A 15,706-nucleotide genomic window follows, 5' to 3' on the forward strand; every position below is an offset into this window, starting at 1 on the left:
TTTCAGATAACACTCTGCTTTCGTATATCCCTATTATTTTATTCCACTGAATAATTTTAAATATCCAGGTTATATTATATAGTATGGAGTTTCAATTTTCTAATAAGATGAAAAATATAAAGTCCTCTGAAATCAGGGAGCTTTTAAAATATATCCATATGCCCGGCATGATATCCTTCGGCGGTGGGCTTCCGAACCCTGAAAGCTTTCCGGGCGAAGAGCTAAGGAATATACTTGACGATATAATGGAGAACTATGTTTCTTCTGCATTGCAATATGGCCAGACCAACGGTCTTCCTGAGCTTAAGGAACAGCTGGCTGCATACCTGAAAAGTGATGAAAACATAAATGTTGACCCGGAAAATATATTGCTTACAACAGGTTCACAGCAGGCACTGTATGCACTGCCTTTAATATTCGCAAATGAGGGCGATTATGTCATAACAGAAGCACCAACATATGTGGGTATGCTGTCTTCATTGACTGCCAGTGGAATCAGGTCTCAATCTGTAAGCATGGACGATAACGGGATGATAACGGACGAACTGGAAGAGAAGCTTAAATCCATGAAATCAAAGGGAATTATGCCAAAATTCATTTACACAATACCCACTTTCCAGAACCCTGCCGGGTATACTATGCCACTTGACAGAAGAAAACATCTTCTGGAACTTGCACAGCAGTATAATATCCCTGTAATAGAGGACAATCCATATGGAGACCTGAGATATTCCGGGAAAAAATTGCCCACGTTGAAAAGCCTTGATACCAATGATATGGTTACATATCTTGGAACATTTTCAAAAATAATGGCGCCCGGGCTTAGAACTGGATTTACCGTTTCACAGCCTGAAGTCCTCGGTGAGTTTAACAAATTAAAGCAGTCGCTTGACCTGACATCCGATTCACTTTCCCAGTATATAGCCTATGAATATATCAGGAAAGGCATAATATATAAGCAGATACCTAAAACAATAGAACTGTACAGAAGAAAAAGGGACATAATGCTCGAAGCACTTGATGATGAAATGAGTGATGCCACATGGTCCAGGCCCGAAGGCGGTATGTTTCTCTGGGTAAAACTTAACAAGGATATGGATGCCTTAAAAATGCTGAAAAGGGCAATAAACAATAAAATAGCATACGTTACCGGGTCAGCTTTTTACCACAACAATCCGGAAATGAATACCATGCGCCTGAATTTCACATATTCCAGCGATGAAGACCTTAAGGAAGGCGTTAAAAGGCTGGCAAAAACCATTAAAGAGGAAAAACAATCCCTTTAACTTTTTACTTAATATTTTATAATAATTTCTTATTTACTTATAATGATAACACTTGTGGGTGGCACATTTAATAGATTTCATAAAGGGCATGAACAGCTTCTTCTTGCGGCATATAATACAGGAAATAAGGTAATGATAGGCGTAACCTCTGATGAATATGCCCGTAAGCATAAAAATATAGTTATTTCCTATAAAAGGAGAAAGGCGAGAGTTGAGAGGTTTATGCAGAAATTTACTGATAATTATGAGATCCATCCTCTTGATTCCATGTTTGGAAATACGCTTGATGTGAAAGATGCCATACTGGTTGTTTCGCCGGAAACGCATGCAGGCGCCATAAGAATTAATGAACGGCGCTTATCTATGGGCAAAAATCCACTGCATATTGTTAAAATACCTTTTACACTTGGGGAAGATTTATTCCCGATCAGCTCAACCAGGATAATTAAGGGAGAAATAACTGTAACCGGCAAAAGGAAAACACCTGTAAATATAGCAATTTCCACCGGAAATGAATTGAAACTGGAAGCAACGGAAAAGTTTATCAAAACTATCATGAAAAATTACAGGATCACAAGGAATACCGAATATTCAACAGGAAGTGAACAACCTTTCGGAAGTGATACAATACGTTTTGCAACAGATAGGGCAATGTACGGATTAAAAGATAATGATTACTCAATAGGAATCGAATCTGGAATTTTTTACAATCCTGTTAATAATATGTATTATGACCTGCATTACTGCGTGGTAATAGACAGATACAGTGTGATAACTACAGGTTTTGGGTCCGGGTTCCAGATGCCTGATCAGGTTATAGATGCCATTAAAAATGGCACCAGCACCAATGAATTTGTGGAAGCTAAGTATGGTATTAAGAAAATCGGGCATGGCAGAGGCATATCCGGGCTCATTTCAGAAGATTCAGTAACCAGGGCTACACTTGTATATGAATCAGTAAGAAATGCATTTATCCCGAGAATGAGGCCGGATATTTATTGCCGGCGTTTTGATTAGGAAACAGGCTTCGCAGATGCCTTAATTTTTGTTCCACGTGCCGAGAAATATATTCCTATTCCAACGAGCGCCAGTCCAATGATTTCGTAAAATGATGGAATTTCGTTCAATATTATTATACTGAATACCACAGATAATGCAGGAACAAGGAAAAGGAATGAGGAAACAGTAGATACGCCATATTTTCTATTTAAATGCAGAAAGGCGAAATATGCAACAGCAGTACCAGGAATAGCTATTATAAGTACAAGCAATATCAATATGAGGGAGGGTTCAAAAATGGATATGCTTGGAGTAGCGATTCCGGCTATAAGCAGGGATGGCAACAATGCAAATCCCATCTGGAAAAAATTAGTAGATTCCCTATCCCTTTTCACATGGTATTTCATGAAATATATTGTACCGATGGCCCATACTATGGCACCGAGGAGGGCTATTATAATTCCTGGCTTGAAGCCTGAAAGGAGTGAATTGGAAAATATTACAAGCAAACCGGCAAATCCAATTCCTATACCGAGAAATACATACTTATTATACTGTTCCTTGAGAAATACTATAGCCATTAATGTTGATATTATGGGGTATGTATATATTATAATTGAAGTCAAAGAAGCTGATATTGTTGTTTCAGCAAGAAACCACAATTCCATCCATATCAATACATTTAACAGTGAAAGAATAAAAAGTGGTATTATTTCAGCCTTTGTAATCCTGAGGTGCAATTTTGGGCGGAATATTATATAGATAAATATAGATGAGAATAGTATTCTGTAAAATAATAGTGTGAATGGCCCTGTATAATTAAGGGCTATTTTTATAACGGGATAATTAATAGACCATGAAATTACCATAGTAGCAAATAATAGTATATCGGCCTGTTTGCCCATATTCCAGACATCAAGGCATTATTAATAAATTTGTCCTGCAAAGTTTATGGTGGTTAATTTATGGTATTTATTGTTAACTTTAAACATTAAATAATGTTTAAATAGCCATTTACAATAGATTATATTATGGTAACCAAAGAAGAAGTTCTTGAAGCGTTAAAAGAGGTATCAGACCCTGAAATAGGGATGGATGTGGTCAACCTTGGTTTAGTTTACGATGTTGAAATTACAGATGGAAACAGGGTTTACATAAAGATGACTATGACTGCCCCAACATGCCCTGTGACACCGTGGATTTTATCAGAAGCACAAAAATCAGTTGAAAACCTTGCAGATGTGGAGGCAGCTGATATAGAACTCGTATGGGATCCGCAATGGAACCCGGAAATGATGACAGATTACGCCAAAGAACAATTAAATATGTACTGAATATAAATGGTATATAAATTAAAAGCTTTATATACCCTTTAAATATAAACATATTGATTAATATGAGCGAAATGGAAAAAATAACCATAGAAAATATAGTTGCATCAACTTCACTGGCGGAACATTTAGACTTAAGCCGCATTGCATTAGCCCTCGAAGGTTCAGAATATGAACCGGAACAGTTCCCTGGATTGATATACAGGTTAAAGGACCCGAAAACAGCTGTACTGATTTTTAGAAGCGGAAAAGTAAACTGCACAGGCGCAAAAAATCTTGAAAATGTCAAAAAGACCATAGATATCATTATTGACAAACTGAAAAAAGCTAAAATAGAGGTATATGACAATCCCGATATTATAGTTCAAAATATTGTTGCAGTATATGACCTTGAATCTGACCTTAACCTTACAGATATAGCAATGTCCCTTGGCCTGGAAAATGTGGAATACGAGCCTGAACAATTCCCCGGTCTTGTATACAGGGTTGAGGAGCCAAAGGTTGTACTGCTACTTTTCGGTTCCGGTAAAGTTGTATGTACCGGTGCAAAGGAAGAGAGCGAAATAGAACAGGCAGTAATAAAGGTTAAGAAAGAACTTCAGAAAGTCGGATTAATTTAAATCGCCTTTAATAAGTTCTCTTAACAGGGAAGTTGCATAAATGCCCTTTCCCAGGGAAAAATTTATTCTATTTTTTTCTATTATTTTGAAATCTACTGGAAGCACAGACATTATTCTATAATCGCCGGATGAACCCAGCCTCCTATCAGAACTCAAATTGAAATCCTTTTTCTCTATTCCTTCCTCCGCCATTATTCTGCTTTCTATTTCCCCTTCAATGCCTGAAGATAGTTCCGTTGAATAGCCAATTAAGGGTATAACTGTCCGGATCCTGTTTTCCCTGGAAAGATTGTTGAGTTTTTCGATATTATATGAAGATGCACGTATTAACTGGCTGCGATCCGGGTTAAAATACCTGTCAACGGGATAAAGCAAATCCCCTTCCAGGACTTTATGCATGCTTCCGGCATATTTCATCCTGTCAGAGAGTATTCTGTTAAAAAGATATGACTGGTAAGCATGTATGAATAACATAGATAGGTTTCTGGGAAATACGCTGAATGCGTTTTTATATGTATTTTCCCTTATAATATAACCCAGCAATGAGCGTTCAAATGTCAGGTATTCAGGAAACTCTTTTATTGCCCTTTTCGCATCCCCGGTCTCTCCGAATGTTCTTCTGTAATCCTCCCGGTCAAATTCGGGATCATAAATATATGTTTTAACAGCATCTTCATATTTATTCTGTACCAGCAGTTTACCAATTTTATGGGTATTTGCCCTTATGCTGCCAAATCTCTGGTACCCATAAAAATTTGGGAATCCTCCATTTTTAACTATGCTCTCCACGGTCTCCCCTATTTTCTGTGTATTATCATCAGTAGATTGTATGCTTATTATGAATTCATTCCCCAGTAAATCGCCCAGTTTAACCAGTTTATCTGTACGGAAGGATGAAATAATCTCGGCATCCTTTATAGATATATTATTGATTTGCTGATTTTCCGGCATATTGATGCAGAAGTACTGTGTTGTTATGCCTATTTTATCCTTGGTCCCTGCATATGTTATCCTTTTATTGCTTATATGCAACTGATCTGCCAGGTACATCAAAAATTTATTGGTATCCCAGTTCCGCAGGCGCACCTTTAATATGGTATACTTGCCATTATTGTTTTCAGGAATTGTTACAGGTATCTCATTTACAATAAAACTTTCCGGATCATATTTAATATTACCATCAATGCCAGGAGTATCAGTAGAATATCCATTAATGCCTATGATGCTATCTTCCATGAGACCATATAACCTGAAGATATAATAATAAGCCGGAGTTTAACCTAAAAACAACTGTCATATGTTTAATTTTATTAACAGGGATTCCTGGCATAATAATAAACACGTTCCAGAAGGCCATTCTGTACTTTTTTTATGCCCAGTTTATTGCTATCCACCATTTCGTTAAGAAGAAATTCCAGTTCATTTTCAACAAGTATCTGGGCTCCTATTTTTAAATAACCTGCCTTAGAATTATCCGATGTGCTGTATTTTCCTATCATCTTATCGGCAATTTGATCCTGTGTCATTTCTGTATTTCCAAGTATTTCAAGGACGTTTTCACAATCCATATAAATAGTAGATTATTAAAGGTTATAAAAGGTTTTCAATGTGAACAATTATGTACATAACCTGCTGAAATATGATGCAACAGATAAAGCATATGGTATATAAATATAAAAAATAATTTATGTTTCAGTAGATGCCAGAATTCTGGTAATTTGGAGGTTCTGAAACAATGCGTATGTCATGGGGGTGGCTTTCCCTTAATCCACTATTGGTGATTTTTATAAATACTGCTTTTTTCTTTAACTCCTCCAGATTTTCTGCACCAAGGTATCCCATGCCGGTCTTTATTCCACCAACGAACTGGAACAGGTTTTCGGAAACTTTGCCCCTGTATGGTACTGAACCTTCCACGCCCTCGGCTATGAACTCATTTGTCCCGAGTTTTTCATATCTATCTGATTTTCCGGCCTTTATGGCGCCTATTGACCCCATTCCCCTGTATGCCTTGTATTTCCTGCCATTTATTATCATTTCTGTACCCGGGCTCTCCTCTGTGCCTGCAAGCAGTGACCCGAGCATAACGGTGGAAGCTCCAGCCGCCAGTGCCTTTATCATATCTCCTGAATACCTTATTCCACCATCAGCTATTACAGGAATTCCATGTTCGCTGGCAACGTCCGCAACATCTGATATGGCAGTTAGCTGTGGAATCCCTACACCTGCAACTATCCTGGTTGTGCATATTGAACCGGGGCCTATGCCAACCCTTAAACCATCAACGCCAAGTGAGATTAGATCCTCCGCAGCCTCCGCTGTTGCAATATTGCCTGCTATTATGTCTATATGGATTGCATTTCTTATCTTTTTAAGGGATGAGAGGACATTTTTATTATGGGCGTGGGCTGTATCTATTACCAGAAAATCAGATCCTGCGTTTTCAAGATTGATAGCCCTATCTATATCGTATGCCCCTATAGCTGCACCCACCATGAGCTGGCCCTGTTCGTCCCTTGATGCATTGGGGAATTTTTCCCTGGTCTTTATGTCTTTAGCTGTTATTAGCCCGACCAGCCTTCCCTTAGAGTCCACAAGTGGTAGCTTTTCAACCCTGTTTTTATAAAGTATAAACTTTGCATCTTCTATTGAAACGTTCTCATCAGCAGTAATTACGTCCTTTGTCATTATATCCTTCACTGTGCCTTCTGACTCTGAAAATTCAAGATCCCTCTTGGTTAAAATCCCTATTAGCTTCCCGGAAGCTACAACGGGCAAACCGGCAATATTTTTTGTTTTCATGAGAGTTCTGGCTACATTTACAGGAGTGTCAGGAGCTATTGAAAAAACGTCCCGGATTATAATGCTCTCCTCTTTCTTAACCTTCTTAACCATCTCAACCTGTTCATTCGCTGACATATTGCGGTGAATGACACCAATAGCCCCATATCTTGCCATTGCAATTGCCATTGACTCCTCTGTTACTGTATCCATGGGCGAGCTCACAATCGGTATGCCAATGCTGATATGCCGCGAAAATTTGCTTGATACATTTGCGTTTTTAGGTTCTATCGATGAATGCAATGGTTTTAAAAGTACATCGTCAAAAGTATAGCCCTCTGTAATATTTTGGAATTTTTCTCTAAACATGTCAAGTTAAGACTTACACAGTATTTAAGATTATTTATAATTCAACAGTATTATCTGGCAGTACATGCATTTGAATTATAAAAACAATAAAAATTATAGCAAAGATGTATTATTGATGTAATGGACCTGATAGAGAATCGCAAAGAAGTGCTGGTGTATTTCCAGTCGAAAGGCATCATGGTGACAAAGAAAGCACTTGATGTGATACTGGATTCCAGCATGGGGGAGCTATTGCCTAAAATGGTCACGCAGGAAGTGCTTGACACGGGATTTCTCACCGAAAACGATGTGATAAAATTAATAAGAAGCCCACAGCGCAAGAAAATGGATTTCGAGGTATATATACCGGACATAAAAGCCCATAGCTCTGTTGAAGATTTCCAGGAAATGTTTATGGACCGCTATGAAAGGCTTAAGAAAATAATAGTGCAATCATCTGAAATGAGGGGGACATACACCATCAAAAGCGCAAAAAAGGCCCAGGGCAAGGTAAAAATTGTTGGCATGGTTTCCGAGGTAAGTACAACTAAAAACGGCCATAAAAGGCTATTGCTTGAAGACCTTGATGATAACATCAACGTTTTCCTTTTAAAAGGGAAGGGAATGAACAATGAACTGATACTTGAGGATGAAGTGTTAGGGGTCATAGGGTCTGTAAGCAATACAGGCAAGGATCCCGTTCTGTTTGCTGATGAAATTATACGGCCGGACATACCCTATAAATTAATAGATGAACAGAAAAAAGACCCTGTTTTTGTGGCATCATTATCAGACATACATGTGGGTAGCAAGACCTTCAGGAAAAACGATTTTATGAAAATGATTTCCTGGATAAAAGCATCCGAAGAAGAGGCGTCAAAGCTCAAATATCTGATACTTAGCGGCGATGTTGTGGATGGAATTGGGGTATATCCCGGGCAGGATAAAGACCTGGAGATATTGAATCCATATGAGCAATACGAAAAACTCGCAGAATATGTAAATATGGTTCCGGATGATGTGAATGTATTTATTATGCCTGGAAACCATGATATTGTCAGGCTTGCAGAGCCACAACCGGTATTTTCACAGAAAATAAAGAATTTCTTTAATGAAAATGTAACATTGCTGCCAAATCCATACAATCTGGTTCTGGAAAATAAAAATGTCCTGGTTTACCATGGCATGTCGCTCAACGATATGATAGAGCTGGTTCCGGGAGCCAGTTATGCAAGCGTAGGGTCTTCAATAGAAGAACTATTAAAAAGAAGGCACCTGGCTCCAGTATATGGCGGCAAAACGCCAATAATACCTTCAAAAAGAGATTACCATGTAATTGATCAGGTGCCGGATATTTTCATTACCGGGCATATACATTCATTCTCACAGGGAAGCTATCGTGGAGTGCGCTATATCAATGCATCAACATGGCAGTCCCAGACAGATTACCAGAAAATGATGAATTTTTCCCCCAATCCCTCTATAATGACGTTATTTGATCTAAATTCAAAAACACAGATTATAAAGGATTTTAAAGAATCATAGGGTACTTTTAATTATTTCTTCTATTTCCTTTTTGAAGGTGTTCATAAAATCGTTCAGTGCTTCCTGTTTTATTCCATTAGGGGCACTGACTAGGCCGATTTTGGCTGTAACCTTTGCCATTTTTGCCAGGGAATCGTATTCCTTTATTTTAGCCTCCATAAATTCTTCTATTACCTCACTTATCTGCTTTTTGAGATCTTCGTCCTCGTTAATCTTCTTCCTTATATATTCCTTAACCAGGTCCTTGAATATGTCACGGATAGCTTCAAAATACATTTCTTCAGAAGGAGCGGAATTTATAATATTATTCAGGTATTCGTTTACGTCTTTTTTCATAACACATTAATTGCTATCAGTAATTAAAGTTTAACCTATATTAAATCTACCAGAATTGATAGCCATAATTCCAGTTATCCTGAATATCATATATTGCCAAAAGTATTATATAAATATATATCCTTCATGTCTTATGAATAAAAAGATACTGGCAATAGGAATTGTTATGATCATATTGGGCATAGCAATGGCGGCCGGGGGAACTGAGTATTTCCAGAGTTCTTTTAACAGTGTATCGAATTCACATTACACATACAATGCAACAACTGCATTAAATGTTTCAAATCCAATCCATATTAAAACAGGGTATCTTGTTCTTATTGAGGGCAGTGTTGGAGATTCCGGACTGGTAACACATTCCAATCTGTCAATGGTTACCAATTTAACGGCACTTAAATCCCACGAAGAAAAGGTAACAGATTCATCCGATGGGATAGAGCTATTTTTAGGATTGCCTGCCGGCACCTATAATTATGTTTATGCTAATAATACAACATCCACTGCACCTACATACGGCTATATAACAGGAGGGCAATTTGATACCATGGCTGGCCTGGCAGTTGGTGGAGTACTTATCGGAATAATAGGATTTATTGTAATGATATACGGTGCAATTAAAAAGGAAAAGCCAAAAAACCCATATGCCGCTGATGATCCTTACAACATAGACAACATAAAACTGTAACATTCTTACCGGCTAAAATGGAGCTATGCTGCTATTGGCCAGATATACACGGTGCTATGTCACGGCATATATTTACGGTATAAAATATCATAAATGCGTTCTATTTCATTGTTTCTATTATCACTTTAATATTTATTATATATCGCCTGCAATTTTTTTGTAGCATACTTTTGATATGGAAGAAAAATAAAAATTATGAAATGAAGTAAAATTATTATAATAAAATATCCTGCAAACTTCAATGGCTGGAAAATAATTTCTTTATGCTCTTAGATCCGGAACCGTGATTGCCGAATTCGATGGAATAGAATAATAAAAGGAAAATAGCCGCAACGAAAACGGCTATGGCCGAGTTGAGCGCTTCATTGCCGATTGTCAGGACAACAGGAAATATAAAACCTGCAACTGCCGAAAAATTCATGCTGGGGCCTATCTTATTTGCATCTATATCCATATTTCTGCTTATTATAGGCAGAAGTGAATTAACACCCAGGCCAAAAGCGGTAAAGAGCACAGCAAACACAATGTTCGTTGTAGCGAAAAATATAATTCCGCTAATTGCAACTATTATCAGGGATGAAAACAATGTTTTCTTCAGGGAAAAACGGATTATAAGGGCAGGCAGGAGCAGATATGCAAATACAGCAATAGAATATGCAATTATAGATTCCGTAAAGGATGATGGGCCCAGGTAAGATGGAACTACTTCAAGAACATAAGCAGGAGTGAATCCCAGTAAGAATACAAGGAATACCTTGATTGAAAAATCAAAATGGAACTTTTTCAACATTGGAGATATAATATTGTGTTTTCTGGAAAACAGCAACGCCGGTGCAAATACTATGCCTGCAATAGAAACCAGTTCCCATGACCCTAAAATCATGAAGAATATGGCGCCCATCAACCATCCTATAGCCCAGCCTCCCATTGTAAGCCCTATAATTTTTCTATCTCCCGTGATGGATGAAACTTCTATAGCTGCTGAAGTGGCCAATCCAAAAAATATGCCTATTATAAACCGGCTAGCAAAGAGTTCAATGAATGTTGTTTCATACCCCATTATAAATGATATTATTGCCATTGAGGTTATTGCAAGCAATGCCAGCCTGGGAACCCCTATCTTTCCAACATAGGAATACACAAATGGGGTTACCATCCTTCCAATAAATGGAATTCCAAGGAGAATAAATGATTCAATATAGGTGAAATGCAATGTGGTTACTATATCATTGATGAAAAATGCGAAATCCATCAAAAAAAATGTGGCTACAGAATAAGAAAATATTGGCAGAATTTTATTGAATTCTTTTCCCGATATCCCAATATTATTTATGTGCAAATTTAACATATACTACGAAATTCGAGATTAATATTTATACGTTATTCATTATATTATTATTTATATATCATAACTACAAATTAAACATGGTGTATTGTATCCTGTTTATTAGTAATGGTTTGCATAAACTACTTCTATATTAAAAAATATAGCATATAATATTTGCTCGAGAATTATGAGACAGGCAACAATTCGATTATGGGGAATACCCGTTTATCTGGTTCTCTACAAACAATGAAATCGCAGGTTGAAAAAATAAATGATGAAACGGTAAATTAAGAGTTAATAAATAATATTACATAAATTTATATACAATTTACGTAATTCGTATTTTCTATACTATAATAGTAATAAATTTATAATAAGTCAATATAAAGTGAAAATGAATATTGTAGAAAAAATTCTTTTCAACCATTCAGCAGAGCCGGTAAATAATATTTCGCCCGGGGATATAGTAACGGTGAACGTTGATAGGACAATAATTGTAGACATGGCTGCTCTTCACCCTGAATTCATTGAGAATCCTCCGGTAAAACCATTTAATCCTGAAAAAATTTCGCTGGTGTTTGACCATTATGTTCCAGCTCCCGGCATAGAAATTGCAAACAGGGTGAACAGGCTCAGGAAACTGGTCAACAGATGGGGCATAAGGGATTTTTATGACGTTGGCAGGGGAGGCATTTCACATGTGCTGGGAGGGGAAAAAGGATGGTTCAGGCCAGGAAGCTTAATAGCCAATACTGATTCCCATACAATAGCAACAGGCGCTTTCAATACCCTTGGAAGGGGACTGGGGACACCGGAGATCATGAACATTATAGCTACAGGCAAAACATGGTTTCTCCTGGGAGAAACGCTGAAGGTGAATCTAGAAAACAGCATGAGGCCTGGCACTTCAGCAAAAGATGTGTTTTTTTATATGTCATCGGTGATCGGCGATGTGCCTAACAAAAATATTGAATTTTCAGGAAATGGCATATATTCCCTGAACATAGACCAGAGAAGCTCCATATCAACAATGTGTGCTGAAGTAAGTGCCGAATTTGCTGTGTTTCCGGAGGATAAAGTATTAAGGCAATATATGGTTGAACGTGGATATGGCAATTATAGACCTGCTGCACCGGATAGAGATGCAGAATATGCAAATGAAATTAACATAGATATGGAAAAAATAGAGCCCATGGTTGCATTGCCCGACAGGATTATTAATAATGTTAAACCTATCTCAGAAATCGGGAAAGTAGAAATAGATGTGGCTGTGGTAGGGTCATGTGCCAACGGGCGGCTATCAGATTTACGGGATGTCGCGGAAGCGGTAAAGAATAAAAAAATTAATGATAATGTAAGATTCATAGTGACCCCGGCATCAAAGGAAATATATGAGGAGGCTTTGAGGCTCGGGTATATAGATACAATAATAAAATCAAATGCCATGGTTACCAATCCCACATGCGGTGCATGCCTTGGCGGTCATATGGGTGTTGTAGGAAATGGGGATACAGTATTGAGTTCTACAACCAGGAACTTCAAGGGAAGAATGGGTGCCGGTGGTGCCAGGATATACCTTGCATCCGCCAGGTCTGTGGCTATTTCTGCTATAAATGGGTATATTTCGGGTGGTTTCAATGAATAAAATAGAAGGAAAAGCATGGATCTTTGGAGACGATATCAATACTGACTTGATGTATCCACAGATATGTTATACATTGCCGGAGAAAGAAAAACCCCATCATGCCATGGAGGCAAACCGCCCTGGCTGGGCTTCTTCAGTCCGCAACGGCGACATAATTATTGCAGGGAAAAATTTTGGTACCGGTTCAAGCAGGCCCGCAGCCGACAATATAAAGAATCTTGGCATAAGCTGTGTTCTTGCGGAATCATTAAATGGGTTATTTCTGAGAAATTCTGTTAACTCTGGATTGCCTTCGCTTGAAGTGCATGGAATTTCAGGAATTGTAAAGGAGGGCAATATTGTTGCCATTGACTTTAGCAGCAATACTGTTATGGATAAAGAAACAGGAAAAGTAATGAAGTTCAAGCCATTGCCTGCATTCCTCATGGAAATAATAGATAATGGAGGAATAATAAATATACTGAAAAATAAAGGTTTGCTCGGCCCACCATTATGATGGGACAACCTTTATCAGGTTGCCCTTCGCCAGGAATATTAAAGGCACAAATATTAATCCCAGTATGCCCATGGATACCCATGCAAGTTCATAATTATACTGTGATACAATTATTGTGAAAATGACGGGGACTGCAACGGCTACCAGAAGTTGCAATGTGTTTACAAAGGAAAGTGTGAGGGATACCAGGTCCCTTCTGGCCAGATACCTTACAAGGGTATATGTTATGGACATCCCGTACACGGTAATCATGCCCATTGCAATAGCTATAATTATTATGAATATGTAATAATGGATAAAACCGATCAAAATCAGGAGTATGGAAAGTACGATATTTATTGCCAGGAATGTCCCGATCTTGTATTTAGTCCTTGAAAAATGATATCCCCCAAGAACCCCACCTAAGAAACCGATAAGAAGGTATAATGAAGATATGCTGCCAGCCAGGTCAACACTATACTTTATGGATTCCAGGTAATACACGAAAAATTGGCCCAGTATGGTTTCGGCCACCATTGCTGCTATCCCTATAAAAGCTACCAGAATAATTATCCTGTTTGAGAATACTTTCTTAAAGCTGGCAAATATATCGGATTTGTTTGTTTTTATGTTTTCTATATTCCTGAATAGAAAAACCAGGACAAAAAATAATGCAAGTGTGAGAACGCCTGCGATTATAAAGGGGATTCTGTATCCCATATACTGGTCAAGGATTGCCCAGCCTATAATTCCTACTCCGCCGCCAACATTGAATGCACCGTTATAAATTCCTATATGGAACGCATATTTGTTTTCCGGCACAATGGATGCAAGAAGGCTTAAAGCCGGAGAGAAGAAGAGCGCAGCCGAAAGGCCTGCAAAGAATCTTGAGACTATTAGCTCGGTAAAGTTTACCGAAAGCCCTGATGTTATTGCAAAAATAGATACAAAGAGCAGCCCGATAAGCGATGTTGTCTTATCGCCTATATATGATGAAAGGTAGCCACCCAGAACCTGAAATACTGCAATTCCCACATAAAATGCGGTTACAAGTGTTCCAAGCTCAACAACAGTGAGGTTCATATCTGTTTTTATGTATTCCAGTGCTGGAGCCATGTCCATCCAGTTAAGGGCATATAATGCCCTGGCAGTGTGAACTAGCCCGGCTCTGGTACCATAATTCATCCACCATTATTAATATCACATTTATAAATCCATCTAACAGTTTAAAAACGTTCTGATATGTATATGGCGATATGATTGGAGTAGTGGCATTTATCAGGAATTTTTCGATCTAAAATCAATAAAATAATTAAATCATCTAATGTTGATTGCTAACTACTTTAAGGTCAAGCAGTGAGGCTTATACTTGCCGTCTTTCTTTTTACAAAGAAATTAAAGCGGGCCTATTGGCTGGTTGGCAGGATACCTGTCCCTAATATTCATGTGGTGCAATGCAATTTACTTCTCTATTGAAAACGTAGGGAATATATTTAAACCTTAACTCATCATTTTCTGTGGAATATGTTATTCTAAATTTCATGTTTTATTATTTCCATATTACCAATTTTCCTGTGGTTTTTATTAATTGTGATATCACTAAATATGCAGTGTTATGGGAGATAACGGCCTTAAAATCTATTAACAGGTTCGCAGAAAACCGGCGAGCCCGGGGAAATGAAAGTTAAATTAAATATAGGGGGTTCCGGTATTCTCAGAGGTGGGTACCAACTTGTGATACTGTGTTGTTATACAGGGAGGGCCTGGATTCTAAAGTATAATTATAATTGAAAGTAATTGGTTTTCCAGTGAAATGGTATATCCAGACATTGTATACCGGCACTATATTAAATGAAACGTATATTGAATTATTGTCTGAAGAATGAAACACAGTGCATAAACTCCATTCAATGGTTTTATTATTCCATGTGTAAGCTGCTGGCTTGTTGAATAACCCTGGAAAATTATTTAACTTAAGATTAATATTTTTTATTTCAATGGCCGTTGATGTTAATGGAAAATTTAGTGTTTGATTGAGTTTGTATACCTGTATATTGCCTATATAACCACTCTCGCCTGTTGTATATATCTGTGGTATATACCAGTATTCAATAACATATTCTACTTTAGATTTTCCATATGTTAAATTAACGTATTTTAATTCATAAGTTATATTCTTAGCTATGCAATTTTTTAGCTGTTTCTGATCTATTGTTGTTTTTATATTTGTTTTTGGCTCTGTTTCAAAATTGTAACCTGTAAATGATATAATTATAATAATTACGATTAATATTACTAAATATTTAATTGTAGATTTTCTCATATTTA

Annotated in this window: 16 protein-coding genes; 8 read left to right on the forward strand and 8 right to left on the reverse strand. The window is 37.5% G+C overall.

From position 1 onward, the window contains the following. The first annotated feature begins 83 nt into the window (after positions 1-83). Together fad_RS08765 and fad_RS08770 are read left to right on the forward strand one after the other, a co-directional pair. Entirely contained in the window at positions 84-1,286 is a 1,203-nt protein-coding gene (locus fad_RS08765) for an aminotransferase-like domain-containing protein (protein WP_081143083.1), read from the forward strand. Between the two features lie 42 nt (positions 1,287-1,328). Beyond that, positions 1,329-2,303, forward strand: a complete 975-nt coding sequence (locus fad_RS08770) for a pantetheine-phosphate adenylyltransferase (protein ID WP_081143084.1) — start codon at positions 1,329-1,331, stop codon at positions 2,301-2,303. On the opposite strand, the gene fad_RS08775 is transcribed toward fad_RS08770, so the two are convergent. Next, positions 2,300-3,190 carry a DMT family transporter gene (locus fad_RS08775; protein ID WP_081143085.1) on the reverse strand — a complete coding sequence of 297 codons (891 nt, stop codon included), beginning with the start codon at positions 3,188-3,190 and terminating at the stop codon, positions 2,300-2,302. The two genes, fad_RS08770 and fad_RS08775, sit on opposite strands and share 4 nt — an antisense overlap. 126 nt (positions 3,191-3,316) lie before the next feature. Between fad_RS08775 and fad_RS08780 the strand changes: the two genes are divergently transcribed. Both fad_RS08780 and fad_RS08785 read left to right on the forward strand, forming a co-directional pair. Then, complete coding sequence (locus tag fad_RS08780) at positions 3,317-3,619, forward strand: metal-sulfur cluster assembly factor (RefSeq protein WP_009886928.1); 303 nt, start codon at positions 3,317-3,319, stop codon at positions 3,617-3,619. Positions 3,620-3,681: 62 nt separating this feature from the next. Then, positions 3,682-4,236 (forward strand): TATA-box-binding protein, encoded by a 555-nt coding sequence (locus tag fad_RS08785; protein ID WP_009886929.1) that lies wholly within the window; start codon positions 3,682-3,684, stop codon positions 4,234-4,236. Here fad_RS08785 and truD read toward each other — a convergent pair. The 3 genes from truD to guaB all read right to left on the reverse strand — a co-directional run bounded on the left by truD (position 4,228) and on the right by guaB (position 7,386). Beyond that, positions 4,228-5,472 (reverse strand): tRNA pseudouridine(13) synthase TruD, encoded by a 1,245-nt coding sequence (gene truD, locus fad_RS08790; protein ID WP_081143086.1) that lies wholly within the window; start codon positions 5,470-5,472, stop codon positions 4,228-4,230. The genes fad_RS08785 and truD overlap by 9 nt on opposite strands. A gap of 74 nt (positions 5,473-5,546) precedes the next feature. Next, positions 5,547-5,804, reverse strand: coding sequence for a hypothetical protein (locus tag fad_RS08795; RefSeq protein WP_009886931.1), 258 nt, complete (start codon positions 5,802-5,804; stop codon positions 5,547-5,549). Between the two features lie 124 nt (positions 5,805-5,928). Then, complete coding sequence (gene guaB, locus fad_RS08800; protein WP_081143087.1) at positions 5,929-7,386, reverse strand: IMP dehydrogenase; 1,458 nt, start codon at positions 7,384-7,386, stop codon at positions 5,929-5,931. A gap of 120 nt (positions 7,387-7,506) precedes the next feature. Here guaB and fad_RS08805 point away from each other — a divergent pair, with 120 nt between their 5' ends. Further along, entirely contained in the window at positions 7,507-8,910 is a 1,404-nt protein-coding gene (locus tag fad_RS08805; protein WP_081143088.1) for a DNA-directed DNA polymerase II small subunit, read from the forward strand. Here the strand turns inward: fad_RS08805 and fad_RS08810 are convergent. After that, the gene (locus tag fad_RS08810) at positions 8,905-9,246 is read right to left on the reverse strand and encodes a hypothetical protein (RefSeq protein ID WP_009886934.1); all 342 of its coding nucleotides are present in this window, start codon (positions 9,244-9,246) and stop codon (positions 8,905-8,907) included. The two genes, fad_RS08805 and fad_RS08810, sit on opposite strands and share 6 nt — an antisense overlap. A 133-nt stretch (positions 9,247-9,379) precedes the next feature. On the opposite strand from fad_RS08810, the gene fad_RS08815 reads away from it, so the two are divergent. After that, the gene (locus fad_RS08815; protein ID WP_081143089.1) at positions 9,380-9,931 is read left to right on the forward strand and encodes a hypothetical protein; all 552 of its coding nucleotides are present in this window, start codon (positions 9,380-9,382) and stop codon (positions 9,929-9,931) included. Between the two features lie 238 nt (positions 9,932-10,169). Here fad_RS08815 and fad_RS08820 read toward each other — a convergent pair whose 3' ends face one another. Further along, positions 10,170-11,279 (reverse strand): MFS transporter, encoded by a 1,110-nt coding sequence (locus fad_RS08820; RefSeq protein WP_081143090.1) that lies wholly within the window; start codon positions 11,277-11,279, stop codon positions 10,170-10,172. 373 nt (positions 11,280-11,652) lie between these two features. Here fad_RS08820 and fad_RS08825 point away from each other — a divergent pair, with 373 nt between their 5' ends. Both fad_RS08825 and fad_RS08830 read left to right on the forward strand, forming a co-directional pair. Then, positions 11,653-12,903 (forward strand): 3-isopropylmalate dehydratase large subunit, encoded by a 1,251-nt coding sequence (locus fad_RS08825; RefSeq protein ID WP_081143091.1) that lies wholly within the window; start codon positions 11,653-11,655, stop codon positions 12,901-12,903. Further along, positions 12,896-13,399, forward strand: coding sequence for a LeuD/DmdB family oxidoreductase small subunit (locus tag fad_RS08830; protein WP_081143092.1), 504 nt, complete (start codon positions 12,896-12,898; stop codon positions 13,397-13,399). Before fad_RS08825 ends, fad_RS08830 begins: the two co-directional genes overlap by 8 nt. Here the strand turns inward: fad_RS08830 and fad_RS08835 are convergent. Further along, the gene (locus fad_RS08835; protein ID WP_081143093.1) at positions 13,394-14,563 is read right to left on the reverse strand and encodes an MFS transporter; all 1,170 of its coding nucleotides are present in this window, start codon (positions 14,561-14,563) and stop codon (positions 13,394-13,396) included. The genes fad_RS08830 and fad_RS08835 overlap by 6 nt on opposite strands. A 529-nt stretch (positions 14,564-15,092) precedes the next feature. Next, positions 15,093-15,701: a hypothetical protein gene (locus fad_RS08840; protein ID WP_019841529.1), complete on the reverse strand. Its 609-nt coding sequence runs from the start codon at positions 15,699-15,701 to the stop codon at positions 15,093-15,095. Between the last annotated feature and the right edge of the window lie 5 nt (positions 15,702-15,706).

This window comes from Ferroplasma acidiphilum (genome assembly GCF_002078355.1).
GTDB classification, from domain to species: domain Archaea; phylum Thermoplasmatota; class Thermoplasmata; order Thermoplasmatales; family Thermoplasmataceae; genus Ferroplasma; species Ferroplasma acidiphilum.

What these genes read in the sequence shown, in the direction of transcription:
- fad_RS08765 (WP_081143083.1), top strand. Translation starts at nt 84, where the DNA reads ATGGAGTTTCAATTTTCTAATAAGATGAAAAATATAAAGTCCTCTGAA.
- fad_RS08770 (WP_081143084.1), top strand. Translation starts at nt 1,329, where the DNA reads ATGATAACACTTGTGGGTGGCACATTTAATAGATTTCATAAAGGGCAT.
- fad_RS08775 (WP_081143085.1), bottom strand. Translation starts at nt 3,190, where the DNA reads ATGGGCAAACAGGCCGATATACTATTATTTGCTACTATGGTAATTTCA.
- fad_RS08780 (WP_009886928.1), top strand. Translation starts at nt 3,317, where the DNA reads ATGGTAACCAAAGAAGAAGTTCTTGAAGCGTTAAAAGAGGTATCAGAC.
- fad_RS08785 (WP_009886929.1), top strand. Translation starts at nt 3,682, where the DNA reads ATGAGCGAAATGGAAAAAATAACCATAGAAAATATAGTTGCATCAACT.
- truD (WP_081143086.1), bottom strand. Translation starts at nt 5,472, where the DNA reads ATGGAAGATAGCATCATAGGCATTAATGGATATTCTACTGATACTCCT.
- fad_RS08795 (WP_009886931.1), bottom strand. Translation starts at nt 5,804, where the DNA reads ATGGATTGTGAAAACGTCCTTGAAATACTTGGAAATACAGAAATGACA.
- guaB (WP_081143087.1), bottom strand. Translation starts at nt 7,386, where the DNA reads ATGTTTAGAGAAAAATTCCAAAATATTACAGAGGGCTATACTTTTGAC.
- fad_RS08805 (WP_081143088.1), top strand. Translation starts at nt 7,507, where the DNA reads ATGGACCTGATAGAGAATCGCAAAGAAGTGCTGGTGTATTTCCAGTCG.
- fad_RS08810 (WP_009886934.1), bottom strand. Translation starts at nt 9,246, where the DNA reads ATGAAAAAAGACGTAAACGAATACCTGAATAATATTATAAATTCCGCT.
- fad_RS08815 (WP_081143089.1), top strand. Translation starts at nt 9,380, where the DNA reads ATGAATAAAAAGATACTGGCAATAGGAATTGTTATGATCATATTGGGC.
- fad_RS08820 (WP_081143090.1), bottom strand. Translation starts at nt 11,279, where the DNA reads ATGTTAAATTTGCACATAAATAATATTGGGATATCGGGAAAAGAATTC.
- fad_RS08825 (WP_081143091.1), top strand. Translation starts at nt 11,653, where the DNA reads ATGAATATTGTAGAAAAAATTCTTTTCAACCATTCAGCAGAGCCGGTA.
- fad_RS08830 (WP_081143092.1), top strand. Translation starts at nt 12,896, where the DNA reads ATGAATAAAATAGAAGGAAAAGCATGGATCTTTGGAGACGATATCAAT.
- fad_RS08835 (WP_081143093.1), bottom strand. Translation starts at nt 14,563, where the DNA reads ATGAATTATGGTACCAGAGCCGGGCTAGTTCACACTGCCAGGGCATTA.
- fad_RS08840 (WP_019841529.1), bottom strand. Translation starts at nt 15,701, where the DNA reads ATGAGAAAATCTACAATTAAATATTTAGTAATATTAATCGTAATTATT.